The following is a 17723-nucleotide window of genomic DNA, read 5'->3' as shown; positions in this document are numbered from 1 at the left end:
AATTTTAGAGAAAAATATTGACATCCTATTAGCTGGTTTAGTGGAATAAGGAGATCTAAAATAATCTGTCTTTTTTGGGGCCTCGTCAGATTTATGCGGATTTACAACGTTAAGGAAAGAATTGTTACCAAACGGTGCTTTGGGAACTTTACATAAGATTTTAAATAGGTTTTTAAATAATTTGGATAGCTATTCAGAGGAGTGTGTAAGTTTTTATCGAATATTAATTACTGAAAGGAGAATTTTATGCAAAACATTTTAGATAGAATTTTAAAAAATTTACAATTTGAACGGTTAAAAAATTATTGGGATGGATTTAAACCAGTTGCCTTTGCGGTTTTTGACGATAAAGATATCTTTTTATTTAATCATCCTAAATGCAAAGAAGAGCCTTATATCAAATTAGTTAAAACGGAAGAATTTCATGCTTGTACTTGTATACTATTTGAAGAAGTACCAACAGCTATTGTAGATACTACATTTTTTGATTCGTTTGAGGTTATCTACTCTTTACTTGTACATGAATCGTTTCATGTGTTTCAACACTTATCTGGAGAAAGCCGTTATCCAAATGAAATATTAGGATTCAACTATCCAATTGATTTTCTAAATATTCAATTACGTATTTTAGAAAGAAAAAGACTTTTCGAAGCTTTTGTATCAACAAATCTAATAGAAAAACAGCAAAAAATAAATGAATTTATCACACTCAGAGATAAAAGAATAGAACTATTTCCTAATTATGTAGAATATGAAAATTCAGTTGAAACGATTGAAGGACCTGCATTTTATGTTGAATATCAAGCTTTAACCGATATTAGTTCCAATAAAAAAGGTGTGATTAGTAAATATGCAGAACAATTATTAGATAATAACTTATCGCACATAAATATTCGAAGTAGTTGCTATAATTCGGGTTTGTTTATTTGTCTATTATTAGATGACATTTCAAAGGACTGGAAAGTAGAATTTATAATATCAAAGATAAACTTGTATCACTTTTTCAAAAATACCTACCCTAACTACACGCCTATTGAAGTAAATGTTCCTAAGAATTCAGAAGAAGTTTCTCAAATAATCAACAATGCTAAAACAACTAAATTAATAGCATTCAAAAACTTTAATAAATCCGAGGGCATAAAACTAACTGTTTCAGGTACCATAAAATTAGTAGGCTTCGACCCAATGAATATTACCCAATTAAATACACAAGCATTACATCTTAATTTTTTAAGCATGAAAGTAATGAATAAAGAATATTTTATTAAACAACCTGTTTGTACCACGTTTGAAAATAATTTCAGAGATGTTCAGTTAATAGAACTATTTTTAAATCAACCACCTATACATATTGATAATCGACTTATAATTGAAAATGTTGGGGAATTTGAAGGTAGTGTTATTTCAAAAGAACCTAATTCAATTCATATAGTTGTCTAATCTTAATGGAATTTGTTTTTGTATATTCTATGCATGAACAAACAAAATAACGTTCCCAAATGAAAATTTGGACATACACCAAAAAGCTGCGAGTGTTGTTAAATCAACGCTTCTCGGCTTTTCCTATGAACATTATTTATGCAACTTTTTATGCAAGAAGCGCAAACACTTGGTACATCAATATTTACACGTTTATGGCGTACCGTTTCGTGTGCATAAAATTGTGTATATTTCTAAACGTTGTAAGTCCGTATTTTTCGGGCGTTACCCTTTTTTTGTAGTATCTTTTTTGAAGTCTTTTAATATGGAAATGCATATCCAAGGGGAGAATATAAAGTGCTTATTAAGTAATCGGGCGTGATTGTTGAATAAGCTTCACTTTTCTTATTCAACTAAAGGAGCAGTTTAGTTCAATAAGGTATGAATTTTTTTGGGAGAGTAGAGGTTGAGTATGAATCAATTATATATGTCATTAAATGAAGCAGGTTTGATGTTTAAGGTGCATACAGATCAGGGAGAGGTTGATTTCATTCTTCTTGAACCAACGATAACGGGACAATACAGTCAGTGGATGTGAATACATTCGAAACGCTTTTCGAGGATGTAAAAGGGAATTCAACCTATGAAGCCTTGTCCGGATCTCATACTTTTCAGATGGGAGATACACAATACATTATGAATACTGAAGAAATGGGTTACCAAAAGTATTTCGACCAATGGAACAAGCAAGAATTGTTTAAATCTTAATCAAATATAATTTAAATGACAAAACATTTAATATTTAAGGAGTATTGTAAATGAGCATATCCGAAAGAACCATAACTAATGGAGTTGGAAATATGAAAGAGAAGTTAGAATTAGCATGGAACATTATATGTAGCAAAAAGATTGAAATATATGATTTTGATATACATTATTAAATAAATGTTTTATTTTCAGCTAATTGGGAATTATAATATCAAGCTTAAAAGGAGGGTTAAATATGTTTAGTCTACTTTGGTTTCTTATTATAGGCGGTCTTCTTGGATGGGTAGCGAGCTTAATTATAGGTAGGGACATCCCAGGAGGAATTATTGGTAATATTATAGCGGGTATTATTGGAGCATGGATAGGTGTGAAATTATTAGGTGAATGGGGACCCACAATAAGTGATTTCTATATTTTCCCGGCATTAATCGGTTCTATTATATTAATTTTTATAGTGAGTTTCATTTTGAAATTGATGCATAAGGATTGATTAAGACCTGGGCGATTTGCTCAGGTTTATTTTTTGAACACATTGTAAGGTTTGGTATAAAACTAAAAAGCAATATTCCATTACTTATAGCAGCTAGGTAATCTCCTAATAAGCGTTTGCGGTACCGATAACAAGTCATTGTACTTGACCTGTTGTATGTATCAAATGGAAACCCAAAATTTTTACTTAATTCAGTAATTTTTAGATACCTCTATATAAAAATTATTGAATTAAGTAAAAGCTGACTCTAAAAGATGATGATCGGCTTTTCACTTAAAATATTTACTAAAATTTTATTTTTGTTCAGACATTAATTGTGTTTTCAACTGAGTAATTACCTCTTGGGAAGCAGGAGCTGCAGGTTTATAGTACCCCTTTTGGAGAGCATAGCTATATACAGTTCTTTGACGGGACTCATCCTGATTTCTCATTTGTATCAAAGTTTGTCTTAGTTCTAAACTATTTGTTTGAGCTATCTTATTGGCATATCCTGTTAAGCTTGCGTTTAATCCTGCAAGGTAGTCATTAACCATTTCTTTATCTTGAAACATAGAATTCCTCCTAATTTAGAAAAGACATTAATTCTTGTTTAGATTGTTTAGCTGCTTGTGCATCTCTTTCAAAAATCGTTTTCAACCCGAATCTGCACAATTTTGTGCATAAAATTCTAATTTTTTTGTTATAGTTCCAGGTGCACCTATCAAGCTTCGTAAGTGCTCCACTTCAAGTTCAGTTAAATTATGATTCATAGATAAACCTTCTTTCATTTTTAAAATGCCCAATTAGTAATAAATACATAAGTAGTTGGAGCTGCATGTCCAAAATAGCTACTAACAATAAAAAATTAGAAGTGAAAAATTATTATTTTTGAATGGTATTAGTGGGGAGAATTCATTAAAGTAAAAAGGGCAATCTAAATTAGAGTGCCCCAAAATTAATTAAGATTAGCTTTCTGGATAGTCTAGATGTAATGGAGGAAGAACAAGCCAACCTTTTTCTTTATTAAGTCGTAATAGTTTTGCGCCAATTTGAGCTTTGGCCAAATGGAATTGTCCATACATCAAAGCTACATCTTCTCTAGTACATGTTCCCATAGCTTGACTGCATGCAACCAAACCTGCAGCGGTATCGATTGAAAGTGCAGCGCTAATTTCTGGGTCATTAAATTTTGCTCCAGCAGGGATGGCTTCTATTCTTGCATTTGGACGTTCAGGAGGCGCAGGTGGAAGAGCGATGCCATTTACTTTTAATAGCTTTTCTAATTGCTTATTTGCCTCTTTCATCATTTGAATACATTCTTCAATGATCTTCGCTAAATCTTTGTCACCAGTGTGATTAAAAAATGTTTGATACCCAGCAATTAATCCCTTATTTGCAGCAAGATTCGTCCATATAGTGAACACTTCACCATAATGTAAAGGTTCTTTTTGTGGGTTTCCGCTTAGTATTCCCATAATTGCACTCCCTATCTCGTTTTAGAATTTTTCTAACAGCACTAAGGTTGTGTTGTAAATCAGAAATTTATTCAAATAATGTCCTACATACTAAACCCTTTTCTTCTTTTGTTTCGAAAAACTGCCTCTTCTAAGGTTTCTGCTTTCAACTGCTCCACCCGTAGGACCAAGTTGAATGCTGATGCATAATTAATTTATTTCCTCCACTATTTGCTTTTCCGATTATTTAGTCGGATACAATTCATTTTATTAGTAAATAATAAGTTAGATTATGTGAGGTATAAACAATATATTGGAGGTTTTTTTTGAAAGCAGTAACTTTTCAGGGTATTAAAGATATGCAAGTGAAAGAAGTCAAGGATCCTTCTATTCAAAAGCAAGACGATATTATTGCAAAAATTTCTTCAACTGCTATATGCGGTTCTGATTTACACATATATAAAGGTTCTCTTCCTACTGAAAAAGGATTCGTAATTGGCCATGAACCAATGGGCATAGTTGAAGAAGTAGGTACTGGAGTTACAAAAGTAAAGAAAGGGGACAGAGTTATTTTACCCTTTAATGTTTCATGCGGTGAGTGTTATTACTGTAATCACGAAATGGAAAGTCAATGTGATAATTCTAATTCCAATTCGGAAGTAGATACAGGCGGATATTTCGGATATACAGATCGTTATGGAAGTTACCCTGGTGGACAAGCAGAATACCTTCATGTTCCATTTGGAAATTTCATGCCGTTTGTTATCCCAGAATCATGCGAATTAGCAGATGAATCTTTGCTTTTTTTATCAGATGTATTACCAACTGCGTATTGGAGTATAGAAAATGCCGGTGTAAAAAAAGGAGATACAGTTGTTGTTCTTGGTTGTGGGCCAGTGGGGTTATGACGCAGAAGTTTGCTTGGATGAAGGGTGCTAAACGAGTTATAGCAGTAGATAATGTAAAATATCGAATGGAATATGCAAAAAAAATGACGAATTGTAATATTAAGTGCAACACCTAGAAAAAATAGAAAACGCCCATAACGATTCCGTGTAAAATGTAAGTTACCACACTAAACATCATACGAAGGTATCGTTATGAGCTACCAACTTCTTACCATATCTGAACGTGCGAAAATAGAAACATTGCTTGCTCTAGGTTTCTCGATTCGAGCGATTGCCAAACAAATTAAGCGAAGTCCGTCCACTGTGTCTCGTGAATTAAAACGTCATTTTAATTGCTCGGTAGAAGTTGCACAAAAGCGCTATAAAGTTAATAAGTCGAACTGTGGTGCCAAGTCAAAATGTACCCCTGAGTTAAAAGACGCTGTTCAAGAAAAGCTGCGGGCTACTTGGTCACCTGAACAGATTGTCGGACGATTATTTCAAGGGCAACTCAGCTTTAAAACCATTTATCGCTGGATTTATGAAGGGTTACTTGTAGTTCCTCCCACGACGTTACGACAAAAAGGTAAACGTCAAAAACCAAGGGAAACCCGTGGTCGATTTAATGTCGGGACCCCGATTTCAAAGCGCCAAAAAGAAGTCCGTAAGCGTGAAAAATTTGGTCACTGGGAACTCGATACCGTAGTTTCTAGCCGTGGTAAGAGTAAAGGGTGTTTTGCAACATTTATTGAACGGATGACCCGTTGGTATGTAGCCATTCCTATGCCAGACCGCTCTGCTCAGTCGATGGAAGAAGCAACAAAAACACTATACCATGCTCTACCAAAAGACAGCTTTCAGACAGCGATGACTGATCGAGGCAAAGAATTTAGTTGTTATACAAACTTGGAAAAAGACTTGAATATCCAAGTTTATTTAGCTGATCCATACTCTTCTTGGCAGCGTGGTAGTAATGAAAATGCAAATGGTTTACTACGTGAATTCTCCCCTAAGCGAACAGACCTAGCTGAGGTAAGCATGGATGAATTAAAAGAAGCGTTATATTTAATCAATAATCGCCCAAGAAAATGCTTGGGTTGGAAATCTGCACACGAAGCGTTCATGGAGCAAGTGTTGCACTTAATTTGACAAAGTAACATTATTATACACAGTTATCCAACGATCATTAAAATAATGTTATAAATGTATATTTGTTCTTTATTTTAAAGACCTATTGTATAATGAAATTATCCTTGAAATATGAAGGGACTGAACTATGCGCAGATATCAATATTTCTAACTCACATGATATTATAAAATGGAGGTAAGGGTATTGATTAACGATTTATTCACAAAAAGATTGCATTTACGAAAGATCCAAATAACAGATGCACCAAGCTTATTTAAAATATGGTCTGATCCCGAAGTAACTAAATTTATGAATATCAATAACTTCAAGAATGAAGATCAGACACATGATATGATCCGATTTCTAGATAAGCTTTCTCAAGACAAATTAGCGATTCGTTATTCCATAATCGAATTGGAATCAAATGAAATTATTGGTTCGTGTGGGTACAATTCATTAGATTATGAGAACGCAAAAGCTGAAATCGGCTATGACATAGCAAAAGTTTTCTGGGGTAAGGGGTATGCTCCGGAAGCCATTTCTGCTCTAATGGATTACGCATTTAATGGATTAAATTTCAATAGGGTTGAGGCAAAGGTCGAACCTGAAAACTTGAACTCAATAAAAGTTCTAGAGAAGCTAAAATTTACATTCGAAGGAACTTTAAGACAAAACGAAAGATCGAAAGGAATATTTATCGATCTCAACATGTATTCACGACTGAAAACTGACTAATTACCCCGGCCTATATTTCAATGAAATATAGGTCTTTTTCCACACTCTTTATTACGATTGCGTTGGCGTTCAACTCTTTTCAATCTCATTTTCACTTTGAACTAACTAGAACGTACAACTTGTTTGGAATAACAATGTACAAAACGAAACCCGTCTTTTGCTTTCTTTTCATTGACTTTTTGAAGAACAGGGCATGTGTCGTGTAATGATTTTAATAATGCTTTAAAGTGATTGAGTATACGAAGCAAAATAAATAAAAAGCTTTTGAAGTTTTGGCGTTGTTTTAAACATTCGCTTCTCGAAATATCATATTAAATAATCTAAAATATAGTAGGTAAAGTTAAACCATTGGGCTGCAAAATTTCACAAGGGGAAGGGGTTATATTGCAAATTAGAAATTCGGCAAAAGCAATTATATTTAAAGATTCAAAAGTTTTATTAACTAAACATCATTATATGGACGGTTTCTTTTACATTTTCCCTGGTGGTGGACAAGAACATGGAGAAACCCTTAGAGAAGCCGTTGTAAGAGAATGTTTGGAGGAAGTAGACGAAAAAGTAGTCGTGAAGCAACTATTACACATTCGTGAATACATAGGGAAAAATCATGAATACGCTGAAATACATGGAAAAGTTCATCAAATAGAATTTTATTTTATTTGTGAATTAGTAAATGATACGAAAGAACAAAAAAATCCTTCTAATCCAGATTCACATCAAGTCGGAATCGAATGGATAGATGTAGAAAATTTAAAGGATTATCGAGTTTATCCTAAATCAATTAGAAAATACATTATCGATTATTCTAATGGAATAAGTAGATCTGTATATTTAGGTGATAATAATTAATGTGATTTTTGTTGAAAATCCGGATATTTAAATTCCGTAAGCGGAATATAGTTGGTTCTACACGTTCGTAGAGCCAACTATATTTTTATGCCTTATCTTAAAGTAATATTAATTTTTCGGAACCTGATTTATCACAAGACAAGCCCTTCAATCAACAGATTGAAGGGCTTGTTAGTTATTTTAAATGGATTCATTCATTTCTCTTGCTTGTTCTCTTCGCTGATTTTTTGCTTTTCGGAAGTGAAGAGATTCGTATATGACTGGAATAACTACAAGTGTCAACAATGTGGCCATTGTTAATCCGCCAATTACGACGACTGCAAGACTACTTGATACTAAGCTAGTAGACTCTGCCTTTTTAAATAATAATGGGATCATCGCACAGACTGTGGCCATAGCTGTCATTAAGATTGGACGCATTCTTGTAGCTGCTGCTTCTACGAGCGCATCACGAATGATCATTGTTTGTTCATTTTGTTTGACGCGGTCTAACAAAACAATAGCATTCGTTACTACAATTCCAATTAACATTAAGGCACCAAGTAATGCCGTAATATCAACAGTAATTCCACTAATTAATAAACCAAGAATCGCGCCAATTGCTGCTAATGGAAGTGAACATAATATAGCAATTGGTGCACGGAATGTCTTAAAGGTCACAACCATAATTAAGAACACGATTCCAATTGACACAAGCATAGTGATAAATAGATCAGAGAAATCGTCTGCTTGTTGAGCACTTGCACCGCCAATATACACGTTTACCCCGTCTGGAATCTTCATGCCTTTTACATCTTTCTTACCAAAGATCGTTTTAGTAATCTCTTCATTAACCTTAGATAGTTGCTCAGGATCAACACTAGCCGTAATACTTACATACGAATTGCCATCTTTATGGAATACATTCGTTGGCTTCTCTTCCTGTTTTAGTGTCGCTACTTTGGATAAAGGCTCCATTCCTTTAGGTGTAGCAACTAACATCTTGTTTAATTCATCTGTTGTTTTTGGGTTCAAGAGAGGCTCTAACATGATTGTAGTTGGCTGTGAACCAATGGTTGCCATTCCTATAGGCGTTCGATTTAGAAAGACACCTAATTGCTGAGAAATTTGCTTTGCACTACCTTCTGCAGCATTCACTTTAAAAGAATAAACCATTTTTTTTGCATCCTGATTTGTTGTTACCTTTTCAATACCTTTAATCTTCTCGATCTTTTCCTTTACAATTGTTGCCGTTTCTTCAATCTGCGTTAAATCGTCACCCATAACATCAATTGTAATAGCTGTAGATGACCCTGACATAAAGGAAGCTGTATTTACAGTGAGTACAGCACCTACATACTCTTTCTTTTGCTTTTCAAGTCTTTCAAGCATTTGTTCAGTATCTTTACTATCCTTTAGCATAATCATGATATTCGCAAGCGTTGGAGAATTAACATCTCCAAATCTCGCGGCATCTTCTGTATTACCAAGCTGTGTATATTCATATTCCACTTCATCTTGTGAATGGATGAAATCTTCAAGGCGTAGTGTATTTTCTTTTACTTTTTCAAGAGGTGTATCATTTGGATACTCTAAAGTTGCTTGAATGAAATCAGCTGTCGATTTATCAACCTCTCCTTTAGGCATAGCAAAATAAGTCCCAATTGAACCTGCAAATAATAATAGAGAAAGCAGATATACAACCCATTTATGGTTTAATGTCCATGTTAATAAGCGAGAAAAACGTACTGCGGGCTTATGTACAGCCAGCTTACTATTTTTTAACAAGGCTGAACTCATCAGCGGTACAACTGTAACTGCCACAATTAACGATGCAAGTAAAGAATACGTGATCGTTAAGGCAAATGGCATTAAAAAGTCTTGTAAACCACCACTAACTAATCCGATTGGTAAGAAAACGGCGACAGTTGTTAATGTAGAAGCTAATATCGCTGTTCCTACTTCTTTTGTTGCTTCTACAATAAGACTAACTGAGAATTTCTCCTTTTGCATTTTTCGGAAAATATTCTCAATAACGACGATACTATCATCAACAAGTCTGCCAACTGCTACCGCTACTCCACCCAGTGTCAAAATGTTTAATGAGACTCCTGACATCCATAGTAGAAACAGTGTGAAAGCTAGAGAAAGCGGGATTGAGACAATCGTAATAAATGTTGAACGAAGGTTTCTTAAAAATAGAACAATTACAATGGTTGCGAATAGTGCACCCAATAATACTTCCTTCATCATTGTATTAACGGAACCTTCGATTAAATCTGCTGTCGACATAATAACATCGCTTTGGACGTTACTATATTGTTTATTCATTTTCTTTGTTACTTCAGCAATTTCTTTCCCAGTACTTACTGCGTTAGCATTGCTTTCTTTCGTCATTATAAGAATCAAGGCATCCTTACCGTTTACTCGAGTAAGCGTAGTATTGGGCTTTTTAATGCTTACTTTTGCTACATCCGTCAGTTTAACATCTGGAGCAATGGATAGTTGTTCAATGTCTTGCACCGAATTCAATTTTCCAACAATTTTGATGTTACTTGCTTTTTCGTCAATCGTTTTTTCACCGACTGAAGCAGAAAGGTTTTGATCTTGAAGCGCTGTCATAATGTTCTCAAGCGATAATTGTTTTTCTGTTAAAAGCTTATTATCTAGTTTTATCGAAACAAATGAACTCTCTGTACCAAACGTTTGCACGTCTGCGACACCTTTTATATCTTTATACATCGGAATGATTTTTTTCTTCGCAAATTCGCTGTTGCTTTGTGTTAATCCATCCTTAAAGGTCACGGAAACATCTGCGATTGGAATCATGGATGTATTAAATTGAATGATCGAAGGTTTTTGAACATTCTCAGGTAATGTTACCGTCGCAAGAGCTTCTTGCACTTCCTGTTTGGCATCTTTCATATTCGTTTTTGATTCAAAAATTATATCAACTTTTGAAAATCCATCTCCTGTTGTGGAGAAAAAATCTTTCTTTCCTTTGACAGATCCCACTGCCGTTTCGATTGGCGTTGTGACCTGTTCTTCCATCGAATGAGAATCGACGCCTTGCCCCATTGCGACAATCGTTACTTGTGGTTGATCAGCTGGCGGCAAAAACTCCATTGGTAATTTGAAATAGCTAACAAGCCCTAGTAGTAAGACAAGGGTTGTAACTAAAATAATGGCCGCTTTATTCTTGAAGGACCATTTAGTAAACAAAGACAAATTAAAAATCTCCTTTCTCATGCTCTTGCATTTTTCACTTATCTCAAACTCAAAATAAGGAGTTCTTTCTTTTTTTGTATTTTTCCTCCTGCAGATAATTGTAAGTCTTTGGAGTTTTAAGAATAATAGACCAGAGGAGGTGGTGGTTCTACGTCTTAAGACTGATTTTTAATCCTTTCATTAATCATTTTATAAAATCGGCTAAATTTGTTAATTCTTAAATTTTCATTTTCATTACTGTAATAGTTAAATATGTACTTTCTATTTACGAATTATTGAATCTGTAATCGGTACTTTAGATGATGAAAAATCCAATTTGTTTAGCCTTTTTCCTCCTGCATGTAATTGTAAGTCTGCATTTTAAGGATAATAGACCAGAGGGGAGGGTGGTACTTTGAAGCTGCTTTAAAAGGTAGTAAGCTCTTTATTCTAAGGAGTTCATTAGCCAACTTCTCCCAATAAAATGAGAGATTTCTCGTTTGAATTGTAAGTAACAACCCAAACATTTAAGAAACGAGGAATCTCTCATGAAAAATACTATCACATTGCTACAGCTAAAAAATCGCGCTTTGCTTATTAGATTGGCACTGCAACAAACGCATGGGGAAATCCACGTATTTCATAGGATAATCATATTTCTTTTCTACTAAAATACCAAAACCCACTACCCAAAAATAGCATGAGGCTTCCGAAAACCACGACGAATTGTGCAGCTGAACCACTAAAGGCGCCAAAACTTTCGACTGAATTCGGCGTCATCAATAGGAATGGTTGTAACCATGGATAAAAAGGGCTGAATTTCTCTGAGTTGATAATTAGTATATTTGGTATTGTGAAAATCACATTAACTGCAAAGGGCGCTGCAAAGCTTGACCACGCCACGGATACAAACATTTGTAAGGAAATTAATGGCAAGCATGCGATCCATCCTCCCAAAACACTTGTCGTGATAACGCTCCAAGGAATGTCAGTCGGATATCCATTCACATATCCAACTATGAAAAGTCCAGTAATAAATAAAAGTTGCGTCAATGCAATGAGAAGACTCACGATTATGATTTTCATGAAATACACATTACATCTAGAAACGGGTAATGACAATAGTTGCTTCCAGCCTCCTCCGACATGTTCGTATCGACAAATAAAGCCTGAAAAAACACCCGTTAATAACGGTAGAAATAGAACAGCATGACTAATTGTCATAATACCAAGTGCTGAGATCCATTGTTCTCGTTCTAGATCAGGAAATTTATTTAATTCGCTCAAACCAAGTAACAACGATAAAATCGGACTTACAAAGATGAGCAACCAAATCGATGATTTACGCAATTTCAGAAATTCGGAATGAAATAATTTCCCCATTTATTTCACATCCTTTCTATTAAAATCTATAACACTTATGAAAAAAAGAAGGAGTCCTGTTACGAGACCAACCAATACCGAATAAATGGGTTTTCCCCAATCATTTATTAATAACGGCCATTTCCATGGAACCCAGTCAGGGAAATTTGTTGAATACAATGATAAAATGGCCCCAACAATTCCAATTGTTAATGGAACCGCCTGATTTTTCATTGTAATTGCAAGCCAAATTTGCAAAGCTACAAGAGGCATGGAAGCTAGAAAAGGAAAGAAACACATTTTGATTAAATAAAGTAAAGGAATATTAATTCCGAACTTTAATAGAAGACCAAGGACAATCGTACCTACTGCCAGTAGCAAACATGATACAAAAAGTAATAGAACCGTTAACAGTATTTTTCCTGTAAATACCTTTTTTTTAGAAATAGGTAGTGCTAAAAGTTGCTTCCAAGCATTTGTTTGGTGCTCAATATTTGCGATCATCGAAGTAATTATTGTTACACCCATGAGGAGTGTAGGAATGGACAACATGGAAACCGCACCAATTAGCCCACCCCATAAATCGTCCTTGTGAACTTTGGTGAGCCAGTCATAGCGCAGTCCGAAATTGAAGGCTTGTAAACCAATGACCCCGAAAGGACCTAAAAATATAAGAAATAGAATCATTTTCCTCCTAATCTTTAGAAATTCAGAGGCCATTATCCGCGTAATCACAAACCACCCTCCAGACCAATCAAATCTAGAAAAATTTCTTCCAATGACTTTTTTTCTTCTTCTGCTCGATAAATGGAAAAGTCGTTTTGAACGAGTAATTTTATAATTTTAGCAATTTGATCATCAGAATCATTATTAATAAAGAGATTTTTTTGCATAAGTTCTGTCGTATACCCATGAGACAACAACGTTTTCCAAGCCGATTCCGCCCGATTGACCGTTAACTTTATCTTGCTCTTAGATCGTTCTCTTAGTTTCGAGAGTGAATCTTGAAAAATCATTTGACCTTGCGAGATAATTCCTACCTGTGTCGCCATCTGGTCAATCTCCGAAAGTAAGTGGCTTGAGATAATAATTGTTATTCCATGCTCCTTTGGCATGCTTTTAATAAGCTCACGAATTTCAATAATTCCAGATGGATCCAGACCGTTCGTTGGCTCATCTAAAATGAGTAACTCTGGATTGCCAAGTAAGGCAGTTGCAATTCCAAGTCGTTGTTTCATCCCTAAAGAAAATCCTCTTACAGGTCGTTTTGCTTCTTTCGTAAGCCGGACAATTGAAAGAACCTCATCAATTTTGGATTTAGGAGCATCCAATAAAATACGTACCGCTTCTAAATTTTCATAAGCATTTAAATGTCCATAATAAGAAGGATACTCAACAAGAGAACCAACCTTTTTTAAAATGGAGTACTTTTCTTGCTGTATATCCTTACCGAAAATATGAATCGACCCTTTCGTTGGTCGAGCAAGTCCCAAAAGCATTCGTATCGTTGTTGTTTTTCCAGCTCCATTTGGCCCTAGAAAGCCATAGATTTCTCCCTGCCTCACTTTTAAATCCACATTATCAACGACATTTTTTTTACCAAATGTTTTCGTTAACTTATTCGTTTCAATAATCACATTACTCATTTTCCTCACCTCACTTTCTATCCTATCGTCCGAAGGTTAAAACGACGAGGTGATAAAGTTTAAATTTTGTTTAAAAATAAAAAAGAGATAGGCATGATATTGCCTATCTCATCTTAATTATTTTTGTATTCTTATCGTTGTACCGTGTGCACCCGATTCAATAGTCCAGTCAAGCTGCATTTCCTTTATCATGAGGGAGACGATAGAGAGACCAATGCCCACACCACTTTGGGTCGACTTTCCCCTCATACCAGGACCATGATCTTCAATCACAACCGCTTCATTTTCGACTCGTACTGACACAAAACGACCGCTTTTCGCGTGCCGATAAACATTTTGAAAGAGGTTATCCAGTACGCGGTGAATCCACTGAGGATCGACTTCCCACATCAATCGCTTCTCGGAAATATCCACCTTGATATTAAACTGTAGGTCCTCAAATACAGGATACCATGCCGCAAATGAAGTTCGAATAAGTCTAACAATATCCACTTTCTTAGGATTGAATGGATACTTTCCGGTCGTTAACAGGGTATAGGAAAGCAAATTTTCGATCAGTTCTCCCATATAATTTACTTTTTCATCGATGAAGTCCACAGACTCCTGTCCCTTAGTACTGAGTGGTTCTGTCTTCAAGCGGAAGGCGTGCCCACGTACCGTTGTTAACGGGGTTCGTAAATCATGAGACATGCTGGCGATAAGCTCTTTTCTTAGTTCTTCTTCCTTTTTTTCACGCTGTCTCCCAGTTTCTAGTTCTTGAACCATCTGGTTGAATGACTGTTCAAGTCGTCCAATTTCATCTTGCTTATAAACCTTGATGGTTAAAGGAATACCGTTTTCTTCCGGTGTTGCCATTATGTCTTGTAAAGAAATGAGCCTTTTTCGTATCCGGTAAAAAAAGAGGGTAGATATTAAAATAAAAAAGGCGAAGATTGATAGAAGGGCAATCGGAAAAATATAATTGTTTTGTGCTCTTAATTTATCACTTGGTTTAATCATATCTGAGCGAGGAATTTGTAACACTATAAATCCATTTTGTTTTTCATTCCCAATAAAAGCGACAACTGTAAATGGATCGATTGTATGGCCTTGATTTTTTTTCATAAAATCAACCGCATCAGACGCTGTCCATGTATCAGGAATGGCTAATGATTCTGGAATCTTTCCTCTAGTTAGTCCCGTTCCATCTACCCTATACATGGATGCCTCTTGATAAACGTTTTTCATTTCCAATAGCTTTTGATGGATTTGAGCTTCGGAAGCACCCGTTAATCCTTTGGCCGTTTCATGCCACATCTCTTCTAAATCCGTTCCGTTATAATACCGCCCCGTAGAATCGGCTTGTTCAACACTTTTGTATAAAAAAAATGATAAAAGAGGGATGGAAATAGGGAGTATCATTGTCGCGACAAGAATGATCAACAAATACTGAGCTAATAAAGAATTACGCAGCTTCTTCATTGCTTTACCCGGTAACCGATTCCACGAATTGTTTCGATGATTTTCGGCGTACTCGGAAGTTGTTCAATCTTTTCCCTTAAGTAGCGGATATGGACCATCAATGTTTTATCGCCTTCCAAATAAGGTTCGCCCCATACAGCCTCAAATAACTGTTCTTTTGTTAATATCTGATTCGGATGTTGTAGCAAGTACATAAAGATCTGATGTTGTTTGGACGTCAATATGATTTCCTCACCATCGTTCTTTAAAATCCGGTTTTCTGTCATGATAACCTTTAAATGGCTAAGTTGAATTTCCTCAGGAAAAGCCTGTTGGTTCCTTCTAAATAACACTTCAATTCTCGCTGAAAGTTCGTCAGGATGAAATGGCTTCGTTACATAATCATCTGCAAACTGTAGGCCTTGTAGCTTATCTTCGACTGCTGTCCTAGCTGACAACATCAAAATCGGAATATCGGGATGACAGTTTTTCAGTCGCTGTCCCACTGTAAAACCATCAAGCCCTGGAAGCATCACGTCTAATATGACCAAGTCTGTATCGCTAAGTGCCTCTATTGCACTTTCTCCCGAAGTAATCCAACGCACCATATAACCGCGGTGTTCCAAATCTTCTTTGACAATGTTGCCAATCTATAAATCATCTTCGATATATAATATACTCTTCACAAATAGTCCCACCTTCATTATTTGAGTAAGCCCCAAAATCACCATAAAGAAACTCTTTTTTCTTCTAAACATAATTTTATTACACACCAAATTATGCATTTGCTTTTACATATACTCATTTCGCTAGTCACTTTCATCGTTTACTATAATTGTTTTAACCTTTAGGATATTAGCACTCTCTATTAAGTTGTTAAATTTAATCTAGTATCCCTCATTCTTCCTGTCAAATATAGTGTAGCCTATTCACTTTTTACAAAGCAAGAATTGATTTGAAATGGAGTCCCTTAGTGCAAATTACTAAAGCCCCAAAATCAATGATATAAATTGCTGGATTGAAAATAGAAAGTTGTACTCAAGAAAATGGAAATAACTTAAAAATTAACGAATTTAGCCGATTTTATATAATGATTACCTAAATAATTTATGAAAGTGACGAATGAAAAAATCTATTGGGATTGATGAAACGTTAGGTATACCATTTCGCTTGAAATAGGATGTTAAAGACTAAAAATAGCCGAGATTTACATTGTTCGCAGGTGGTAGGTATTGAATGGAAAATTCTATATTTCTTCCAATATTATTCCGCATCCAGTTGGTTTTGTCGTGACTTTAATGCAAGGGATATCTAGAAAACCAACTTCTTAATGTATAAATACTTTAAAAGAAAATTGCAGGAGGGGTTTATATGCAAGTGGATTTAAAAGGCAAGATTGTCGTTGTAACAGGTGGTAGTAAAGGGATTGGTAAGGGGATTGCTAGTGTCTTTGCAATGCAAGGTGCACATGTTGTTGTTGCTGGCAGATCATTAGATGCAGCAAATAAAACAGCAGAGGAACTAAAGGATAAAGGTTATACTTCTTCAGCTATTTCAGTGGATGTAGAAAAATACGAATCTGTTGAAAAAATGGCAAGCGAAGTTGCTGAGCAATTTGGTGCAATCGATATTCTTTGCTCGAATGCAGGAATCTTCCCTTCAGTAAAATTAGAAGATATGACGACAGACAATTGGGATCAAGTACTTAATATTAATACCCGTGGTACAATGTTTGCTGTAAAAGCATGTTTACCATACTTAAAGCAATCACAAAATGCCCGTATTGTGATTACCTCATCTATTACAGGACCAATTACGGGCTATGCAGGATGGACACATTATGCAGCAAGTAAAGCAGCTCAACTAGGTTTTATGCGCTCAGCGGCATTAGAGCTAGCACCTTATAATATTACCATTAACGCAGTTATGCCTGGCAATATCGAAACGGAAAGTTTAGAAGGACTAGGTGACGAATATCTTAAAAAAATGGCACAAACTATTCCATTTGGTCGTTTAGGAAAAGTAGAAGATATCGCATACGCAGCACTGTTTTTGAGTAGTAAGGAAGCTGGCTATATTACAGGTCAAACGATCGTAATTGATGGTGGTCAAACATTACCGGAAGATTCAGATGCATTTTAGCACTTCAAAATCTAGCGGGGTTCAAGGTAAGGCTCTCTTAAAAATTGAACAATTTGAAATGACAGTTAACTAAGCTGAAACCTGTGTAAATAATTAACACAGGTTTTTTTCGTTGTAATCAATGTAAGGTACCTTTAATGAAGTGAAGTAATTGACGTTTAACCATTACATAAAACCCTGTCCAAACAAAGCATAAATGGACAGGATTTACCAAATTATGATTGTTATTATTTAATT

15 protein-coding genes and 2 pseudogenes are annotated in these 17723 nt (G+C 35.2%); 8 read left to right on the top strand and 9 right to left on the bottom strand.

Translation table 11 applies throughout. The features are described 5' to 3' along the window. Window positions 1-246 precede the first annotated feature (246 nt). The 3 genes from JFL43_RS21430 to JFL43_RS21420 all read left to right on the top strand — a co-directional run bounded on the left by JFL43_RS21430 (window position 247) and on the right by JFL43_RS21420 (window position 2677). Entirely contained in the window at window positions 247-1440 is a 1194-nt protein-coding gene (locus tag JFL43_RS21430; RefSeq protein WP_200750618.1) for a hypothetical protein, read from the top strand. A gap of 445 nt (window positions 1441-1885) precedes the next feature. Next, complete coding sequence (locus JFL43_RS23140) at window positions 1886-2017, top strand: hypothetical protein (protein WP_267907834.1); 132 nt, start codon at window positions 1886-1888, stop codon at window positions 2015-2017. A gap of 405 nt (window positions 2018-2422) precedes the next feature. Continuing rightward, on the top strand, window positions 2423-2677 hold the full coding sequence (locus JFL43_RS21420; RefSeq protein WP_200750617.1) for a GlsB/YeaQ/YmgE family stress response membrane protein: 255 nt from the start codon (window positions 2423-2425) through the stop codon (window positions 2675-2677). A gap of 293 nt (window positions 2678-2970) precedes the next feature. Here JFL43_RS21420 and JFL43_RS21415 read toward each other — a convergent pair whose 3' ends face one another. From JFL43_RS21415 to JFL43_RS21405, 3 genes and pseudogenes are all read right to left on the bottom strand, one after another. After that, complete coding sequence (locus tag JFL43_RS21415) at window positions 2971-3228, bottom strand: spore coat protein (RefSeq protein ID WP_200750616.1); 258 nt, start codon at window positions 3226-3228, stop codon at window positions 2971-2973. Between the two features lie 10 nt (window positions 3229-3238). Then, a pseudogene (locus tag JFL43_RS21410) lies at window positions 3239-3426 on the bottom strand (hypothetical protein). A gap of 195 nt (window positions 3427-3621) precedes the next feature. Beyond that, on the bottom strand, window positions 3622-4131 hold the full coding sequence (locus JFL43_RS21405; protein ID WP_200750615.1) for a DUF3231 family protein: 510 nt from the start codon (window positions 4129-4131) through the stop codon (window positions 3622-3624). Between the two features lie 305 nt (window positions 4132-4436). Here JFL43_RS21405 and JFL43_RS21400 point away from each other — a divergent pair. From JFL43_RS21400 to JFL43_RS21385, 4 genes and pseudogenes are all read left to right on the top strand, one after another. Beyond that, window positions 4437-5119 (top strand): annotated as a pseudogene (locus tag JFL43_RS21400) (alcohol dehydrogenase catalytic domain-containing protein); the annotation flags it as partial. Between the two features lie 91 nt (window positions 5120-5210). After that, the gene (locus JFL43_RS21395; protein WP_200750614.1) at window positions 5211-6146 is read left to right on the top strand and encodes an IS30 family transposase; all 936 of its coding nucleotides are present in this window, start codon (window positions 5211-5213) and stop codon (window positions 6144-6146) included. A gap of 184 nt (window positions 6147-6330) precedes the next feature. After that, entirely contained in the window at window positions 6331-6861 is a 531-nt protein-coding gene (locus tag JFL43_RS21390) for a GNAT family N-acetyltransferase (RefSeq protein ID WP_200750613.1), read from the top strand. Window positions 6862-7242: 381 nt separating this feature from the next. Further along, complete coding sequence (locus JFL43_RS21385; protein ID WP_200750619.1) at window positions 7243-7710, top strand: NUDIX domain-containing protein; 468 nt, start codon at window positions 7243-7245, stop codon at window positions 7708-7710. Between the two features lie 180 nt (window positions 7711-7890). Here the strand turns inward: JFL43_RS21385 and JFL43_RS21380 are convergent, their stop codons facing one another. The 6 genes from JFL43_RS21380 to JFL43_RS21355 form a co-directional block, all read right to left on the bottom strand. After that, complete coding sequence (locus JFL43_RS21380) at window positions 7891-10917, bottom strand: efflux RND transporter permease subunit (protein WP_200750612.1); 3027 nt, start codon at window positions 10915-10917, stop codon at window positions 7891-7893. Window positions 10918-11547: 630 nt separating this feature from the next. Further along, window positions 11548-12279: an ABC transporter permease gene (locus JFL43_RS21375; protein WP_200750611.1), complete on the bottom strand. Its 732-nt coding sequence runs from the start codon at window positions 12277-12279 to the stop codon at window positions 11548-11550. Next, a complete protein-coding gene (locus JFL43_RS21370; RefSeq protein WP_267907835.1) occupies window positions 12280-12978 on the bottom strand; it encodes an ABC transporter permease in 699 nt (232 codons plus the stop codon). Between the two features lie 11 nt (window positions 12979-12989). Continuing rightward, window positions 12990-13904: an ABC transporter ATP-binding protein gene (locus JFL43_RS21365; protein WP_200750609.1), complete on the bottom strand. Its 915-nt coding sequence runs from the start codon at window positions 13902-13904 to the stop codon at window positions 12990-12992. Window positions 13905-14021: 117 nt separating this feature from the next. Continuing rightward, a complete protein-coding gene (locus JFL43_RS21360; protein ID WP_200750608.1) occupies window positions 14022-15365 on the bottom strand; it encodes a sensor histidine kinase in 1344 nt (447 codons plus the stop codon). After that, entirely contained in the window at window positions 15362-15994 is a 633-nt protein-coding gene (locus JFL43_RS21355) for a response regulator transcription factor (protein ID WP_325166723.1), read from the bottom strand. The genes JFL43_RS21360 and JFL43_RS21355 overlap by 4 nt, the downstream gene beginning before the upstream one ends. Window positions 15995-16715: 721 nt before the next feature. Here JFL43_RS21355 and fabG point away from each other — a divergent pair. Beyond that, on the top strand, window positions 16716-17486 hold the full coding sequence (gene fabG, locus JFL43_RS21350; protein ID WP_200750607.1) for a 3-oxoacyl-ACP reductase FabG: 771 nt from the start codon (window positions 16716-16718) through the stop codon (window positions 17484-17486). Window positions 17487-17723 lie beyond the last annotated feature (237 nt).

The organism is Viridibacillus soli (genome assembly GCF_016612995.1).
GTDB classification, from domain to species: domain Bacteria; phylum Bacillota; class Bacilli; order Bacillales_A; family Planococcaceae; genus Viridibacillus; species Viridibacillus soli.
Note: the sequence above shows the minus strand (reverse complement) of the source record. Positions and strands in the feature narration are given on the sequence as shown.